This window comes from Actinopolymorpha rutila, from assembly GCF_013407855.1.
GTDB lineage: Bacteria > Actinomycetota > Actinomycetes > Propionibacteriales > Actinopolymorphaceae > Actinopolymorpha > Actinopolymorpha rutila.
On sequence record NZ_JACBZH010000001.1, the window covers coordinates 604,070 to 621,360 of the forward strand.

General features: G+C 72.4%; 11 protein-coding genes. 6 read left to right on the forward strand and 5 right to left on the reverse strand.

Going from position 1 to position 17,291, the window contains the following annotated elements:
- Positions 1-41 precede the first annotated feature (41 nt).
- From F4554_RS02545 to fdhF, 3 genes are read left to right on the forward strand one after another with little or no spacing between them, the layout of a single operon-like run.
- Positions 42-2,636: an HAD-IC family P-type ATPase gene (locus tag F4554_RS02545; RefSeq protein ID WP_202889111.1), complete on the forward strand. Its 2,595-nt coding sequence runs from the start codon at positions 42-44 to the stop codon at positions 2,634-2,636.
- 7 nt (positions 2,637-2,643) lie between these two features.
- Positions 2,644-4,407, forward strand: a complete 1,764-nt coding sequence (locus tag F4554_RS02550; protein WP_202889112.1) for an NAD(P)H-dependent oxidoreductase subunit E — start codon at positions 2,644-2,646, stop codon at positions 4,405-4,407.
- Positions 4,404-7,184, forward strand: coding sequence for a formate dehydrogenase subunit alpha (gene fdhF, locus F4554_RS02555; protein WP_179785877.1), 2,781 nt, complete (start codon positions 4,404-4,406; stop codon positions 7,182-7,184). The genes F4554_RS02550 and fdhF overlap by 4 nt, the downstream gene beginning before the upstream one ends.
- Before the next feature lie 25 nt (positions 7,185-7,209).
- Here fdhF and F4554_RS02560 read toward each other — a convergent pair whose 3' ends face one another.
- The 3 genes from F4554_RS02560 to F4554_RS02570 form a co-directional block, all read right to left on the reverse strand.
- Entirely contained in the window at positions 7,210-8,094 is an 885-nt protein-coding gene (locus tag F4554_RS02560) for an oxidoreductase (protein ID WP_179785878.1), read from the reverse strand.
- The gene (locus tag F4554_RS02565; RefSeq protein WP_179785879.1) at positions 8,091-8,762 is read right to left on the reverse strand and encodes a TetR/AcrR family transcriptional regulator; all 672 of its coding nucleotides are present in this window, start codon (positions 8,760-8,762) and stop codon (positions 8,091-8,093) included. Before F4554_RS02565 ends, F4554_RS02560 begins: the two co-directional genes overlap by 4 nt.
- A gap of 78 nt (positions 8,763-8,840) precedes the next feature.
- Positions 8,841-10,580 carry an ATP-binding cassette domain-containing protein gene (locus F4554_RS02570; protein ID WP_179785880.1) on the reverse strand — a complete coding sequence of 580 codons (1,740 nt, stop codon included), beginning with the start codon at positions 10,578-10,580 and terminating at the stop codon, positions 8,841-8,843.
- A 242-nt stretch (positions 10,581-10,822) separates the two neighbouring features.
- On the opposite strand from F4554_RS02570, the gene F4554_RS02575 reads away from it, so the two are divergent.
- Together F4554_RS02575 and F4554_RS02580 are read left to right on the forward strand one after the other, a co-directional pair.
- On the forward strand, positions 10,823-11,614 hold the full coding sequence (locus F4554_RS02575; RefSeq protein ID WP_202889113.1) for an LLM class F420-dependent oxidoreductase: 792 nt from the start codon (positions 10,823-10,825) through the stop codon (positions 11,612-11,614).
- 204 nt (positions 11,615-11,818) lie between these two features.
- Positions 11,819-15,046, forward strand: a complete 3,228-nt coding sequence (locus tag F4554_RS02580; RefSeq protein ID WP_179785882.1) for a discoidin domain-containing protein — start codon at positions 11,819-11,821, stop codon at positions 15,044-15,046.
- 15 nt (positions 15,047-15,061) lie between these two features.
- Here the strand turns inward: F4554_RS02580 and F4554_RS02585 are convergent, their stop codons facing one another.
- Together F4554_RS02585 and soxR are read right to left on the reverse strand one after the other, a co-directional pair.
- The gene (locus F4554_RS02585; RefSeq protein ID WP_179785883.1) at positions 15,062-16,069 is read right to left on the reverse strand and encodes a phosphotransferase enzyme family protein; all 1,008 of its coding nucleotides are present in this window, start codon (positions 16,067-16,069) and stop codon (positions 15,062-15,064) included.
- Positions 16,070-16,133: 64 nt separating this feature from the next.
- On the reverse strand, positions 16,134-16,580 hold the full coding sequence (gene soxR / locus F4554_RS02590; protein ID WP_425546749.1) for a redox-sensitive transcriptional activator SoxR: 447 nt from the start codon (positions 16,578-16,580) through the stop codon (positions 16,134-16,136).
- 122 nt (positions 16,581-16,702) lie between these two features.
- Here soxR and F4554_RS02595 point away from each other — a divergent pair, with 122 nt between their 5' ends.
- The gene (locus F4554_RS02595; RefSeq protein ID WP_179785885.1) at positions 16,703-17,260 is read left to right on the forward strand and encodes an NAD(P)H-dependent oxidoreductase; all 558 of its coding nucleotides are present in this window, start codon (positions 16,703-16,705) and stop codon (positions 17,258-17,260) included.
- The last annotated feature ends 31 nt before the right edge of the window (positions 17,261-17,291 follow it).

The following is a 17,291-nucleotide window of genomic DNA, read 5'->3' on the forward strand; positions in this document are numbered from 1 at the left end:
CGGGAGCGCTGATCCCAGGGTTCGTTGGGTACGCCACCACTGTGGACCAGACCGGGCTGACCGAGGCGGAGGCCGCGGCCCGGCTGGAGCGGTACGGCCCGAACGCCCCGCCCCGTCGCCCGCCGGTGCCGCTGCACCGCCGGCTCGCCGCCCAGCTGCGCGACCCGCTGATCGTCGTGCTGCTGGTCGCCGCGGTCCTCACCATCGCGACCCGGGACATCTCCGACGCCGCGGTCATCGTGCTGGTGATCGTGATGAACACGGCGGTCGGGGTCAGTCAGGAGGTACGCGCGGACCAGGCGATCTCCGAGCTGGCCGCGCTGGCCGCCCCGTCGGCGCGGGTCGTCCGTGACGGTGCCGAGCGGGAGGTACCGGCCGCGGAGGTGGTGCCCGGCGACCTGCTGGTGCTCGCGGAGGGCCAGGTCGTACCCGCGGACGCCCGGCTGGTGGAGGCGGTCGCGTTCGCCGCGGACGAGTCCATGCTCACCGGGGAGGCGGTCCCGGTGGACAAGGCCGCGGCCTCCACCGAGGAGTCCGGCGACGAGGTGTCGGCGGGCACCGTCGTGGTGCGTGGGCGGGGGCTCGCGGTGGTGACCGCCACGGGTACGGCCAGCGCGATGGGGCGGGTGGCCGCGCTGATGGCGGCCGAGCCGGTTCGTACGCCGTTGCAGCGCCGGCTGGCCGGAGTGGCCCGGGTGCTCGCGATCAGTGCGGCCGTCCTGTGCGTCGTGGTCCTGGTGCTCGGCCTGGTGCGGGGCCAGCCACTGGAGCTGATGGTGCTCACCGGCATCAGCCTGCTGGTCGCCGCGGTGCCGGAGTCGCTGCCCGCGGTGGTGACGCTGGCGCTGGCCCTGGGCGCGCGCCGGATGGCCCGCCGGAACGCGATCGTGCGCCGGCTGCCGGCGGTGGAGACGCTCGGCTCGGTGACGGTGATCGCCACCGACAAGACCGGCACCCTCACCGAGGGCGCGATGGTGGTCCAGCGGCTGTGGACGTACGCGGCCGAGGTGGAGGTGACCGGCACCGGGTACGCGCCGGAGGGCACGTTGCTCCGGGACGGCCGGCCGGTGGATCCGTCGGAGGTGCCCGACGTCGTGGCCCTGCTGCGGGCGGGCGTCCTGTGCACCGACGCGAGCCTGCTGCCTCCGCGTACCGGCTCCGACTCCTGGAGCGCGGCAGGCGATCCCACCGAGGCGGCGCTGCTCGCGGCCGGCGGCAAGCTGGGGTTGACACGGGCCGGGCTGGAGCGTGCGTGGCCGCGGGTGGGCGAGATCCCGTTCGACAACGCACGCAAGCGGATGACGACCGTGCACCGTCGCGGGCCAGGGTCGTACGTCGTCATCTGCAAGGGCGCGCCCGAGGTGCTCCTGCGCAATCCGCTGGTGGCCGACGGCGCCGGCGTGCTGGGCGGCGCCGCCGGGCGGACCGAGGAGTACGCCGCCGAGGGCTTCCGTGTGCTCGCCGTCGCCATCGCCGAACGCGACACGCTTCCGCCATCGGGCGGCCCGGTCGCCTGGGAGGCCGAACTCGAGGAGGGCCTGCGCCTGCTGGGCCTGGTCGCCATCGCCGACCCGCCGCGAGCCTCGGCGCCCGCGACCATCGCCGCGTGCCGGCAGGCGGGGATCGCGGCGGTGCTGATCACCGGCGACCACCCCGTGACCGCGCACGCGATCGCCCGCCAGGTCGGGATCGAGGGGCCCGGGATCGAGGGGCCCGGGATCGAGGGGATCGGTGGCGAGGGGGCCGGTGGCGAGGGGGTCGGCGTCGAGGGGGCCGGCGTCGAGGACGGGCGGGTGTTCGCCCGGACCAGTCCGGAGCAGAAGCTGGCCATCATCCACGCGTACCGCGACCGCTCGGAGGTGGTCGCGATGACCGGCGACGGCGTGAACGACGCGCCGGCCCTGCGCAGCGCCGACATCGGCGTGGCCATGGGCCGGCGGGGTACGGAGGTGGCCCGCGAGGCGGCGGACCTCGTGCTCGCCGACGACGAACTCGCCACCCTGGTCGCCGCGGTGGAGGAGGGCCGGCGGATCTACGCCAACGTCCGACGCTTCCTGGCGTACGGGCTGGCCGGCGGTGCCGCGGAGATACTGGTGATGCTGGCGGGTCCGTTCCTCGGCTTCCCCCTGCCGCTGCTGCCCGCGCAGATCCTGTGGGTCAACCTGCTCACCCACGGCCTGCCCGGCGTGGCACTCGGCGCCGAGCCGGCCGAGGGGGACCTGATGCGCTCGCCGCCGCGCCCACCGGCCGAACGCATCCTCGGCGCCGGGCTGTGGCAGCGGGTGGTGCGGCTGGCCGTCGTGGTCGCCGCGGTGACGCTCGGGGTGGCGGTGTGGGCGCACCCGACCGGGCGGCCCTGGCAGAGCATGGCGTTCCTGACCCTGGGCGCGACGCAGCTGTGGATCGGCCTGGGCTCGCGGGCCCGGCCCGGCACCCTCACCAACCCGTTTCTGCTGCTGGCCGTCGTGGTCGCGTTCGGGTTGCAGGCGGCCGGGGTGTACGTCCCGCTGCTGCGCGACCTGCTCGGCACCGAACCCGTGGCCCTGCCCGACCTGGCGGTGGTGTGCGTGGTGTCGTTCGCCGGGTACGTCGCGATTCGGCTGGATCGGTTCCTCACCGGTCGCCGCCGGGCATGAGGGCTGCGTGCGTGATGGCGAGGGTCGCAGGGACGAGGTGCACGAGGGTGCCGCGCGGGCGGTCGAGGGCGGAGCGGACCACGGGCCGACCGCGCCGACCGGGGCGTCGCTGGACGGGCTGGAACGCCGCACCGGCGGACCGGCGTACGACGGACTGACCCGGCTGCGCGCGGCGCGCACCTCGCACGGTGTGGTCACCCCCGACGACGAACGCGCCGTCGCCGACGAGGTGCGCCTTCCGGTGGCCGCCGTGCACGGCGCCGCGCGCTACTACGCCGACCTCCGCGGCCGTCAGGGCGCCCGGCACGTGCGGGTGTGCGCGGGCACCGCCTGCTTCGTGGCCAGTGGCGGTGGCCGGCACGTCGCCGAGGTGTCCCGCGTGCTCGGCGTACCCCCGGGGGAGTGCACCGCGGACGGGCGGGTGTCGCTGCAGGAGGTGCACTGCCTGGGGTACTGCTACACGGGTCCGGCCGCGCTGGACGGCGACCAGCCTCGCGCGGGCGCCGACCTCGCAGCGCAGCTCGCCGGGGAGGCGCCGCCCCGGGCACCCGAACCCGTCGTCCGTGCCGCCGCTCCACCCGTCGTCCTGCGCGGTGTCGTCGGCGAGGAGCCGTCCTGGCAGGTGTGGCCGCGGATCCTGGCGGCCGTCCGGTCCGACGGCGGGCCGGCCACGGTCGCCAGCCGGATCCGTGCCGAGGTGGCGACCGCCGGACTCCGCGGCCGGGGCGGTGCGGGCTTTCCGACCGCACACAAGTGGCGGGCGGTGGCGGGCTCGGACACCCCGCCCGCGCAGCGCTACGTCGTCGCCAACGGCGACGAGGGCGACCCGGGGTCCTTCTCCGACCGGGTGCTGATGGAGGAGGACCCCGGGCGGCTGCTGGAGGGGCTCGCTCTCGCCGCTCTGGCCTGCGGTGCGGAGCGGGGGTTCGTGTACGTACGGTCGGAGTACCCGCGCGCCTTCGACCGGCTCGGCGAGGCGGTCGCCCAGGCGTACGCCGACGGGCACCTGGGCGACAACCCGCACGGCTCCGGCGTTCGGCTGGACCTCACGGTCGTCTCCGGTGCCGGGTCCTATCTGGCGGGGGAGGAGACCTCCCTGCTGCGGTCGCTGGCGGGGGTGCGGGCCACGGTGCGCCCACGTCCGCCGTACCCCACGGACTACGGTCTGCTCGGCCGGCCCACCGCGCTGAACAACGTGGAGACGCTGGCGGCGGTCCCGGCCATCGTCGCCGAGGGCGGGCGGGCACACGCCGCGCGCGGTGTGCCGCCGGAGACCGGCACCTTGCTGGTCTGCCTGAACGAGCGGTTTCTGCGGCCCGGTTTGTACGAGGTGGAGCTGGGCACGCCGCTGCGCGACATCGTGCTCGGCCTCGGTGGCGGACTGGCTCGGGGTGCCCGGTTGCGTGCGCTCCAGGTGGGCGGACCGCTCGGCGGCTTCCTCGGCCCGGACCAGCTCGACCTGCCGTTGCTGGGCGCCGCCCTCGCCGAGGCCGGCGCGCCGCCCGGGCACGGCAGCCTGGTCGCCGTCGACGACCAGGTGGACCCGCGCGACCTGCTGCGGGCGTTGTGGGAGTTCGGCGCGCGGGAGAGCTGCGGCACGTGCACGCCCTGCCGCGAGGGGACCCGGATCGGTGAACGCAGGCCCGAGGCGGCCGCCCGCGACGACGCCCTGCTGGACACGATGGAGAGCGCGAGCCTGTGCCCGTTCGGCTCCCGCCTTCCGGCTGTCGTGCGCGGCCTGCGCCGGGTGTACGCGGAGGAGTTGTCGTGACCGGCGGCGCGGGGACCGAAGGGCGAGGGCGGGACGTCGTACGGCTGCGGGTCGACGGGGCGCCGGTAGAGGTGGCCGAAGGCGCGACGGTGCTGGACGCCGTGCGCGCGGTCGGCGCGGACGTGCCCACGCTCTGCTTCGACGACCGGATGGCACCGTCGGGTGCCTGCCGGGTGTGCCTGGTGCGCACCGGCCGAGGCGTGGCCGCCGCGTGCACGACCCCGGCCGAGGAGAACGTCGACGTATGGACCGACGACCGCGAGGTCGCCGCCATGGTTCGCCGGGTGCTGGAGCTGATGGTCGAGCGGATCCCCGAACGAGCGCTGGAACTGCCCACCGAACTCACGGATGTGTGCGCGCGGCTCGGCGTGGAGCCGGCGGCGTTCGACCTGGCCGGCCGAGGTCTGGGCCGGGACGACTCCCACCCGTACGTCCGGCTGGACGCCGACCTGTGCATCGCCTGCGGCCGGTGTGTACGGATGTGCGACGAGGTGCAGGGGACCTTCGCCCTGACCATGGCCGGCCGGGGCGCGGACACCGTCGTGGCGGCCGGCGCCGGCGGGCCGTGGGTGGAGTCGGCCTGCGTGTCCTGCGGTGGCTGTGTCGACTCCTGCCCGAGCGGCGCGCTGAGCGGGCCGGTCTCCGTGCTCACGTCGTACGCCACCGCGGGGACCGCGCCCACCACCCGCACTCCCGCCGCCCGCACCCCTCTCACCCGGACCGCCGGTGACCGCGCCTCTGACCTGGTCACCCGGACCACCTGCGGCTACTGCGGGGTGGGCTGCACCCTGGACGTGCACACCCGCGACACCGGCATCCTGGCCGTCACTCCGGCCCCGGACGGCCCGGTCAACCGCGGCCATGCCTGCGTCAAGGGCCGCTTCGCGTACGGGTTCGTGCGTTCCCCGGACCGGCTCACCACCCCGTTGGTGCGGCGGAGCGACCGGCTCGAACCCGCCACCTGGGACGAGGCGCTGGATGTGGTGGGCCGCGAACTGGCCCGGATCCGCGACCGGCACGGGCCGGACGCTATCGCCGCGATCTCCTCGGCCAGGTCCACCAACGAGGAGAACTACCTGCTGCAGAAGCTGATGCGGACGGCCATCGGCACCAACAACGTGGACAACTGCTCCCGCATCTGCCACGCGCCCTCGGCCGCCGGACTGATCGCGAGCTTCGGGCTGGCCGGCGGGACCAACCCCGCCGAGGATCTCGACGTCGCCGACTGCCTCCTCGTCGCCGGCGCCAACGTCACCCAGGCTCACCCGGTGATCGGCGCGCGGATCGTGCAGGCGGCCCTGCGCGGTGCCCGGCTGGTGGTCGTCGACCCGAGGCGGACCGAACTGGCCCGGCTGGCCGACGTCCACCTGCGCGGTCGGCCCGGGTCGAACGTGGCGGTGTTCAACGGACTTGCCCGGCTGCTTCTCGACCGCGGCTTCGTGGACGAGGAGTTTCTCGCGGCCCGCGCGGACGGGGTCGAGGAACTGCGGGAACTGCTGGCCGACTACCCGCCCGACCGCGTGGCCGACCTGAGCGGCGTCCCGCCGGACGCGCTGGCCGCGGCCGCCGAGGCGTACGGCACCGCGCGGCGGCCGGCGATCGTCTACGGGCTCGGCATCACCGAACACGTGCACGGCACCGACGGAGTACGCACCCTCGCCAACCTCGCGATCCTGCGCGGCGCGGTCGGGACCCCGCACGGAATGGGCGTCAGCCCGCTGCGGGGCCAGAACAACGTGCAGGGCGCCTCCGACATGGGCGCGCTGCCCGACGTGCTACCGGGCTACCAGCGGGTCGACGACCCGCTGGTACGTGAGAGGTTCGCGGCGGCGTGGGGGACGCCGGTACCCGAACGGCCGGGCTTGCGGATTCCGGAGATGTTCGACGCCGCTCTGGCCGGGCGGGTGCGGGCGATGTATGTGTTCGGCGAGGACATCCTGGCGACCGACCCCAACTCCGGGCACGTCCGCGCGGCACTCGACGCGTGCGACTTCGTGGTGAGCCAGGAGATCTTCCCGTCCGCCACCGCGCAGGTCGCCGACGTGGTGCTGCCGGGCAGCTCGTTTCTGGAGAAGGACGGCACGTTCGTCAACTTCGACCGGCGGTTTCAGCGGGTCCGGCCGGCGCTCGACCCGCCCGGCCAGGCGTACACCGACTTCGACGTGCTGCGGGCCGTCGGCGACGCGCTCGGCGTCGATCTCGGCTGCTCCGATCCGGCCGCCGCGCTGGCCGAGTGTGCCGAGCTCACCCCGGTGTTCGCCGGCATCTCCCACGAACGCCTCGACCGGGAGGGTGCGCTGCACTGGCCGTGCCGGAGACTCGACGACCCGGGCGAGGCGAGGTTGTACGGAACGGCGTTCGCCACTCCGGACGGGCGCGCGCACCTCGCGGCCCGCCCGTGGCTGCCACCCGGCGAGCCGCCCGACGCCGACTTCCCCTACGCCCTGATCACCGGCCGGCGGCTGGTGCACTACAACAGCGGAACGATGACGCGGCGTACGCCGAACCTGGCGCTGGTGCCCGGCGAACACCTCGACCTCCACCCCGACGACGCGAGGCGGCTGGGCGTCGGCGAGGGCGACCCGGTGGAGATCACCAGCCGGCGGGGCATGGTGACCGCTCCGGCCCGGGTGACCGACGAGGTGGCGGTGGGCGAGGTGTTCCTGACGTTCGCCTTCCCGGACGTGCCGGCGAACCTCCTCACCTCCTCCGAGGTGGACGAGGTGACGTCCTGCCCGGAGTACAAGCTCACCGCCGTCCGCCTGCGTCGCGCCTGACGCCTGGGCCGCCACCGGAGCAGCCTCAGGCCGTGCGGAACTGCGTGCGGAGGATGGCGTCGAACGCCCGCCCGCCGAGCAGTCGCCGGGTGTGCACGAGCAGCTTGGCCGCGGGGGTGACGACGTAACGGGTGCGCGGCCGGGAGTTGGTGACCGCGTGGTCGATCACCCGGGCCACCGCCTCGGGCCGCGCCGACAGCAGAGGAGAGCGGTAGCCCTGCGCCATCTGGTGTTCGGCGGACTGGTTGAGCGCGGAGTAAGGCCCGGACGGCGCGGCCTGCCCGGCGAGATTTCCCGACGCGGTGGCGGCGAAGCCGGTGCGGATCAGGCCCGGCTCGACCAGGCTCACCCGGACCCCGAACGGCGCGGCCTCGAACCGCAGCGCGTCGGTCAGCGCCTCCACGGCGTACTTGCTGGCGTGGTAGTAGCCTCCGACCGGGAAGACCAGCCGGCCGCCCATCGAGCCGACGTTGACGATCCGGCCGCGACCCGCGCGCCGCATGCCCGGCAGGACGAGCTGGGCCATCCGGGCCAGCCCGAAGACGTTGGTCTCGAACTGCCGTCGCACGGCGTCCAGGTCGGTCTCCTCGACGGTGCCGTAGGCGCCGTAGCCGGCGTTGTTGACCAGCGCGCCGACGAACCCGTGTGCGGCCTCGACCTCCTCGACGGCGGCCCGCATCGAGGCCTCGTCGGTCACGTCGAGGGCGAGCACGTGGGCGCCGGCGGCGGCGAGGTCGGCGATGGAGTCGGTGCGCCGGGCGGTGGCGTAGACGGTCAGATCGGGGCGGCGGGCCAGCCGGAGCGCGGCGGCCCGGCCGATGCCGGAGGAAGTTCCGGTGATCAGTACCGCCGTGGTTTTCGCGTCGGCGGCCCGGCCGGAGCCGGCGGTGTGCTCGGACGGGGTTGTCATACGGACTCCAGAGGGTTGGTGCGGGCGTGGTCCAGTCCCGCGACGAACAACTGCACCCCGTGACGTAGTCGCCGGACCGGGGTGGCGTGGTCGGAAAGGTCGGCCTCCAGGCCCCGGGTGAACGCGAGCAGCAGGTCCGCGAACTCCTCGGCGTCGGCCCTGGGCGGCACGACACGACCGGCCGCGCCGGCGAGCAGGTCACGCATCGCCTGCTCGTACTCGCTGATCAGATCGGCCGACGTGCGGGCGTCCACGCTCAGCAGCTCGGCGGCATGTGCCGGGCTGTCCTGCCACAACCGCAGCGTCAGCCGGAGCTTCGCCTCCAGGGCGGACGTCAGCTGGTCGGCGAGCTCGTCCTTGGACTCCAGCCCGGCGCGGGCGTCGGCCAGGGTCTGCGCGAGCAGCCGGCGGGTGAGCCGGCGAAACACGTCCTCCTTGTTGCGGACGTACTGGTAGACCGCCGGGCGGGACATCCCGGCCTCCCGGGCGATGTCGTCCATCGTCGTGCGGCGCACACCGTGCCGGGTGAAGCAGGTGTAGGCCGCGGTCAGGATCGGGTCGAGCCGCGCGTCCTCGGAGTCGTCGCCGGCACTCCGGTCACCCGCCGGCCCGGTCTCCGGGCCCCGCTCCGTCTCGGACGTCTTCCTGCTCGGCGCTCGCTTCGACATGCTGACATTGTGTGCATGGAATGTCAGCTCGTCAAGCCGACCCGATCGGCGGCAGCGGTAGGCGACCCGCACGGACGGTCAGGCGACCTGCTCCGCGAAGATCTGCGAAAAGCGACGCTGCTGGGTGATCAGCTGCTCGTAGGTTCCGTGTTCGACGATCCGACCTTCGTCCAGGACGTAGATGTGGTCCATGCCTTTGAGGGTCCACGCACGGTGCGAAACGACGATCGTGATCCGGTCGGATCTGGTCCGCTGTAGCTCGGCAAAGATCTGCTGCTCCGCCTCCGCGTCGATGGCTGACGTGGGTTCGTCGAGAATCCAGATCGGAGCGTCGCGCAGGTAGATGCGCGCGAGGGCGAGTCGTTGCCACTGACCGCCCGAGAGGCCGACCCCTCCGAACTGCGAGCCGAGTTGGGTGTCGAGTCCGTCGCCCAACCTTCGGACGAAATCTCCGGCGTGAGCGGAGTCGAGGGCCTGCCAGATCTCGTCGTCGGTCGCCTTACCGTCCGGTCGGCCGATTCTGATGGTGTCCCGGACAGTGAATTCGTAGCGGCCGAACTCCTGCGTGAGCAGTCCGAAGTAGCCGAGACGTGCCGCCAGCGGCAGGGCTGTGGCGTCCACGCCGTCGACCGCGACCACTCCGGCATCGGGTTCGAGGAGTCCGAGAACCGTGTTGATCGCGGTCGTCTTACCCGCACCGTTCACTCCGACGAGCGCAATGATCTGGCCCTTCTCCGCAGAGAACGAGAGTTCCCTGATCGCCGGCTCGGTCGAGCCCGGATAGGTGACGGTCAGACGGCGCGCGTCGACGCTCTGGGCGTCGGATCGGATCTGGGTGTCCACCGAGTGTGAAACAGACTCCACGAACTGACGGTATGCGCGGACCTTCGGGGCGAACGAGATCAGGTCGCCGAAGGAAAACCCCGCGGACCTGGTGGCCGCCACTCCGGACAGAACGCCGACGATTCCCGCGGCGATTCCCGCGCCTCCGGATCCTCCCACGACCACGCCGGCCAGCGCTCCGCCCAGCAATATCGCGGTGCCGCCACCGGAAATGGTCCCGGTACGCGTGAGCAGAACAAGGATGCGGTCGAGAATCGCATTGGCCGTCCTGCGGCGAGTGTCGGCCACCTCCGCCACGACGGCACCTGAGCCGAGGGTCGCCAGTTCGGTGGCCGTGCGTTGCCCGACCAGTTGCTCGACGGCGTACTCCGAACGCCTCTCCCACTCCCCGTACGGAACGAACGCCGCGTCCTGCATCTTGGCGTCCCAGGCGAACACCAGCAGGTTGGGAAGGAGCGCGGCGACCACCAGGACGCCCGCGACGGGGCTGATCCTCCAGACCGACACGCACAGCGCGGCGGCGGTGACGAGTGCGCCCGCCGACGCCACCACCGAGCTCGCCAACCTGCCCAGGTCGGGCAGTGAACTACGGCAGCCCTGAATGGTCGCATTGGTCTGCGCCTGGCCGACGCGTTGCGGCGGAAGCGCTGCAACCGCCCGCATGAGCTCGTCCTGATAGCGGGCACGTAGACGGTTCGCCGTCCGCTGACCGATCAGGTTCGTGTTCTGCTCCATCGCCTGCCCGAGACCGAGCAGGACGGTCAGCACCACGAGCGGGGGGACGAACTCGCGCGGCGTACCCCCTGATGTCTCGACGAGCCAGGAAACCACGAGCACCTGGGCGGCGGGGGTGACTGCCAGTACCAGGTAACCGACGATCACCCTCAGCAGCCAGGTCGGAGCGTAACCCCAGGCGCGTCGAACCGAGTACACCGAAGCGTCCACAGCAGCGCGGAACGCGTCAACCCTGGTCATCGGCAGATCTCCTGTGGCCTTCTCGACTCGTGCCCGCCCGATCGCCGCGGACCCCGACGATCTTCGCAGGCGTGTCCACCCGGTTTCCGTGTCGCTTCCTGCGTCGGATCCACGGTCGACGCCCGCGTCCGGGAGTGATCGGGGCCGGGAAACACCGGCGTGTCCGCACACATGCGACCGGCCCCACGGGGTATCGAGATCAGGTGGACTTCGGAGTGGGTTACTTCCCGACACATGACGCCATGCGACCCGGCCCCCTGGCGCGGATGCTCGAGGAGCGCGGCCAGAGCGCCGTCTACTTCGCCGAGCACACGCACATCCCGGCCAGCCGCGAGTCGCCGTATCCGGCAGGTGAGCCGCTGCCGACGAAGTACTGGCACTGCTACGACCTGTTCGTCGCGCTGACCGCGGCTGCCGAGGCGACGTCGAGCCTGCGCATCGGCAGCGGCGTGTGCCTGGTCATCGAGCGCGACCCGATCGTGACCGCGAAGGAGGTCGCCAGCATCGACCACCTGTCCGGTGGCCGTTTCGAGTTCGGCGTGGGCGCGGGTTGGAACCGCGAGGAGATGCGCCACCACGGCACCGACCCGAAGCAGCGGATGGCCGTCCTGCGCGAGCGCGTCGAGGCGATGCAGGCGATCTGGACCGAAGAGGAGGCGTCGTACGCCGGACGATTCGTGACGTTCGACCGCATCTGGTCCTACCCCAAGCCGGCGCAGCGTCCATACCCGCCGGTGCTCGTCGGCGGCGACGGCCCGACCGTCCTGGACCGGGTGCTGACCTTCGGCGACGAGTGGTTCCCCAACTACTCCGGCGACGCGATCTTCGGTCGGGTCGCCGAGCTGCGCAACCGCGCCGAGCGCCCGGTCGCGGTGCAGATGCTCTCCGCGCCGGCCGACCCGGCAGTGCTCGAACGCATGCAGGAGGCCGGCATCAAGCGGGCCAACCACTGGCTGCCGTCGGGTTCGCGCAGCACCGTCGAACGCGCGCTGGAGCAGTGGGAGGCGGCCATCGCCGACTTCAACGGCGAGTGATTCCCGGCCGCGGGTCGATGCGCAACCGGTGAGGTCGGGCCGGTCGGGTCGGCCCGCGGCCAGATTTGTCCATTCGGGCAAGAAGTACGACTTATTTTGGTACGCCACTGGTTACGATCGCGTCTGCTCGGCAAGCGCTCTCCCAATCCTGAGCGCCCGGCGCGTACGTCCTGGTGGTACGCCCGGGTGGCGGAAGGGATCCGCATGAGTCGTCTCGCCCGTCTCGCGGTCGCCGTCGTCGCGTTGGCCCTCGTGGTACCGCTCGGTGCCGCCACCCGCGTGCGGCCGGCCTCCGGCGCCACCACCTCGACCGGCTCCATCACCTCGTCCGCCGCGTCCGCCGCGACCGCCGCGACCGCCGCGACCGCCTCGACCTTGCCGAGCGGGTCCGAGGACGACCTCGCTCGTACGTACTACCACCTGCTGCTGCGCAACACCCGCTTCCAGGAGAGCACCTGGAACGCCGAGCAGGGCACGTACGGCATCGAGAACTGGGACGTCGTGGGCGTCCTCGGCAACGCCGTCCTGCTGAGGTTCGGGACGTACGACGCGTCCGTGGCCGGGGTCTCCCACGAGGTGCTGCGCGATCACACGATCCGCGGTCTCGAGGCCGCCGTCGCCGCGAACAGGTTCGTCGACCCCGCGCACGGGACGTGGGGCGCGCGGATCTACTGGGACGCGACCATGGAGGCGTACCTCGTCGCCGCCGCGCACCTGATGTGGGCCGACCTCGACGACCGTACCCGCGCCGGTGTCGACACCATCCTGCGTGGGGAGGCGGGTTACCTCGTGGACGTGGGCGCCGAACCCGGCGACCCCGACCGGGAGGGCGGCACCACCAACGGCCTGCGAGGCGGGTACGTCGGCGACACCAAGTTGGAGGAGATGGGCGCCCGCACGATGATGCTGGCCGCCGCCGACGCGTTCCTTCCAGGCGACGCCGACCAGGCGCACTGGCGGGAGTGGCTGAACCGCTGGACCCTGAACATGGACGGCCTCCCGGTCGCCGACCGGGTGAACCCGACGGTGGTCGAGGGCAAACCCGTGTCGGAGTGGACGGGGGCACAGAACATCTTCGACACCTTCACCAGTGAGAACCACGGTGGCTGGAACGGCATGTACCAGCAGTCGGCCGCCACCTACCCCGGCCGTAACGTCGTGCAGTACCTCATCGCCGGGCAGCCGGTCCCGGTCAGTCAGCAGACGCTGCCCAGCAACGACGAGATCCTGGGTGTGCTGAACCAGTTGGGCACCGACGCCGGGGTGCCGGCCGAGCTGATGGTCGGCGACCGCGTGCACTTCTACGGACGCAGCCTGATCCCGTTGACCTACCGCGCCATGGTCACCGGCGACCGGATGGCGGCCCGGGCCGAGCGCATGCTCGCCGCCCGGCTCGGTCCGTACGTGGAGTACCCGCCGGCGGGGATGCTGGTGAAGTTCCGGCGGGGGACGGGGTACGAGACGGAGGCGCGGGCCGAGGTCGCCATGTCGTACCTCCTGCACTACTGGCGCGCGCACCTGGCCGGCGACGTGGCGCCGGTGAGTGAGCAGGAGTACTTCGCGCGGGCGTCGAAGGTCACCGACTTCGGCGACGTGCCCGGCCTGGTCAACCAGCAGTCACCGGCGGCGCTGATGTCGGCGGTGACCAAGCCGGGGTACGTGAAGTTCGCGTACCTCCCGCAGCACGACGACTGGCTGTTCGACGTGAGCGCCAAGGCGCCGTCGTTCCTGCCGTCGGTGACCGCGGTGGACGAACACACCTCGCGTTCGTACACACGGCTGCGCGACGGCGTGGACGCGACCGCGACCGTCGTGCGGCGGGGTGATTCCTACGCGGGCTACACCACGCTCCCGAACGGCTCGGTCGTCTACGCCACCACCGGGACCGGCGACGACGAGGGGTCGCTGCGGTTGCGCAACCTCGACATGCCCGGGGTGCCCGGGCTGGACGGCGCCCGGACGTTCACCACATCGACCGGGAGCACGACGCTGGCGCCGGACGGGCTCGGTGGCGGCGGGACCGAGCAACTTGCCTTCGTCCCGACGCAGGCGCGCTACGTGCGGATGACGGGGGTGCAGGCCGCTTCGCAGTGGGGATACTCGATGTACGAGTTCGAGGTGCGCGGGCCCTCCTCGGAGGCAAACCTGGCGCTGAACCAGCCGGCCACCGCGTCCTCCAGCTACGGCGAGGCGTCGGTGCCGGCGAAGGCGGTCGACGGCGACCCGGCCACCCGATGGGCGAACTCCGCTGCCGAACGCCCGACGATGAAGGGCTGGTTCGCGGTCGACCTGGGCGCCTCGCGAACGGTGTCCCGCGTGACGATCCAGTGGCAGGAGGACGCCTGGCCGATCAGCTACCGGATCGAGGTCTCCGACGACGGGCAGAACTGGGGTACGGTGACGAGCGTTCCGAGGTGGCAGGACGTGGGCAGGTCGTGGCTGAACGTCGACGGGCGCGCCGGCTTCGTCGTCCGGGGCAGCACGAACCCGATCGCGGTCTCGCCGACCGGTGTCGCGTTGTCCCACGGTCCGGCGAGCGGCGCCGCGGGCATGGTCGTACAGGGTTTCCCGGCGCAGCCGGCGGAACAGACCGCCCGGCTGGCCGCAGCACCGCAGCCCTCCGGTGGCCCAGCTGCTGTGCGTTCGGCGTCGAGCGACGGCTACCTGAGTCTGTTCAACCTGGGTTCGGTTCCCGTCGACAAGGTGGCCTTGACGGTGCCGCAGGGTGGCAACGCCCGCACGCTCTACCTCGGCCGGCAGGTGACGACCACGACCGGTCTGACGTACGACGTCGGCCTGGCCGCGGGTACGGCAGCCGTGCAGGCGCCGCGCTTCCGCCTCTCGGCGCCCCAGTCGGGTGAGCAGGTGCCTGCCGGTCTGGTCGCGGAAGTGGTCGACTCCCACCTTGTCCGGTTGACGAATCCGGCGGGCAGCCCCGCTGTCAAGATGATGTTGACGTCGGTGTCGACCGGTGAGCGTTCGGCCGTCAGCGTGCCGAGTGGCCGGTCCCGGGAGGTGCGCTTCCGGACCGGAGTCCTGACGCCGACGACAGACCTGGCCCGGGACCGGATCACCTATCCCTCCTCGCCGTTGCCGCCCGGGATGAGCGACCCCGACCGCGCGGTGGACGCCGACGCGCGTACGGCGTGGGTTCCCGGTGCCGGCGACCGGCGGCTGGTCGTCAACCTCGGCGCGGACGAGGACGTGCGGGGTGCGACGGTGCGGTGGACCTCCGCGACCGTCCCTTCGTACGCGATCGAGGTGTCCACCGACGGGACCACCTGGACGCGGGTGGCCGACACCTCGGACGGGCAGCACGCCAGGTCCTTCGCGTTCTCCGCGTCCGCGCACTACGTGTCGGTGCTCGTCGGGGACTGGCACCGTGGTCAGGCTGGACTCGCCGACCTGTCGGTCGCCGGCTCCCACCCCTGACCGGCGATCGAGAGCTCACCCGCGGGTGGCTTCGGGGTTGTCCAGCAGCCACGAGGCGATCCGCAGGAAGCCGGTCTCCTCGCGCAGCTTGGCGATCGGGTCGGTGTCGTACCCCGCCATCGCGGCGTGGTACATCGGCACCGTCGCGACGTACGGCCCCAGCGCCTGGCGTTCGAGCGGCGTGAGCCGGGTCCGCGCGCCCTCCTCGTACTCGCCCAGCAACCTGGGCAGCATCGACCAGTCGAAGGTCTCCCCGGATCCCGACGAGTCCGGCCGCAGGATGACCCACGCCAGCGAGTACGCGAGGTCGTGCACCCGCGGGCGGTTCGCGGCGAATCCGAAGTCCAGGTAGACCGACTCACCGCTCGGCGCCAACCCGACGTTGCCCAGGCGTACGTCGCCGTGCACCACCTGGTTGGGCAGTGCTGTCGCCGGCACCCACTGCGTACGCAGCTTCGCCAGCATCCGGCGCAGCGACGCGGTGACGTCACTCGCTCCCGGATCGTGCCGCACCGCGGCCTCGGTGACGGCGAGCCACCGGCGCAGCGAGCTCGGCGGGGCGTACGTCGCCACCATCGGCCTGGGCAAGGTCGCGTTGACATCCCGGAGCGCGCGGTGCAGTTCGCCCATCGCGCGGTACATCCAGCGGTACGACTCCCACGTCGCCTCGGGTTTCGCGTGTGGGACGAAGGTTTCCAGCTCGGCCCAGCGGCCACGGCAGGTGAGCAGCTCCCGGTCGCGCCAGCGCACCGGCTCGGCGGCGAGCAGTCCGTGTGCGACCAGCCTCCGGCGTATCTCACGCATCGCGAGCACCCGGTCGCGCGACACGAACGGTTGCTGCACCCGGAGCACCTGTCCGAGGTCGTGCAGATGCAGGTTGAGACTGAAGCAGCCGCCGAGGTCGGTCGCCGCCGACCCGGGTGCGACGGTGCGCAGCAACCGGCGTACGTCCGGATCGTCGGCGCTGGTGACGTCCGGGTTGGCCGGGTCTTCGGTCCACCATCGCCGCATCAGGGTGTCCATGAGCGCCAAGCCTGCAAGGCGCGCACGGCGAGCGCCACGGAATTTCCGCGGGGATCAGGCCTGGTCAGGACTCGAGAACGCGGCGTGGCCCGGGGCCGTGATCGGACAGCCGGTCGTACGGGTTGGCCAGGACGCACCGGTCCAGCGACAGGCACCCACAGCCCACGCAGTCGGCGAACTCGTCCCGCAGTTGCGTCAGCCGGTGGATGCGTTCGTCGAGTTCGGCCCGCCAGCGCCGCGCCAGCCGGGCCCAGTCCTCGCGGTTCGGCGTACGCCCGTCGGGTAGCTCGGCCAGCGCGGCGCGGATGTCGGCGAGCGGGATGCCGACCCGCTGGGCCACCCGGATCAGCGCGATCCTGCGCAGGGTGTCGCGGCGGTAGCGGCGCTGGTTTCCGCTGGTGCGCCTGCTGGTGATCAGCTGCTGGCGTTCGTAGAAGTGCAGCGCGGACACGGCCACCCCGCTGCGCTCGGCGAGCTGTCCGACCGAGAGTTCCTTCTGGTCCCAGGGCACTCCGTCCAAGTTGGCCACCTCCACGGACCGCTCGACGTTGATCTGAACATTACTTCAGGTCTTAGGTTGGTTGTCGGGCGCCCTCCGGACCGGGTGCCCGAGCCGATCCGAAGGGAATCCCTGTGCCAGAAGGCCAGTTCCAGCTCGCGGTGATCGTCGGCAGCGTACGGGAGGGCAGGTTCGCGCCGGTGGTCGCGAACTGGTTCCTCGGTCAGGTCGAACGCCGCGGCGACGTCGTGGTGGACGTCCTCGACCTCGCCGACTTCACCGACCACGGCATGCCGCGGGACGGCAGCGGGTTCACCGAGCGCATCGGCGCCGCGGACGCGTACGTCGTGATCGTGCCGGAGTACAACCACGGCTACCCGGGCCCGCTGAAGACCGCGATCGACACCGTCCGGGTCGAGTGGCGGGCCAAGCCGGTCGGCTTCGTGACGTACGGCGGTGTGTCCGGCGGCCTGCGCGCGGCCGAGCAGCTTCGCCAGGTCTTCGCCGAACTCCACGCCGTGACCGTGCGGGAGACGGTGAGCTTCCACCAGGCACGGACGAGGTTCGACAGCGAGGGCGAGCCGATCGAACCGGGCGCGGTCGAACTCGCCGCGAAGGTGCTGCTGGACCAGCTCGCCTGGTGGGCCTTCACCCTGCGGGCCGGCCGCGACGCCCGGCCCTACGGCGACTGACCGTCCCGCCCGGCCGCGGCCGGGCCCCCGG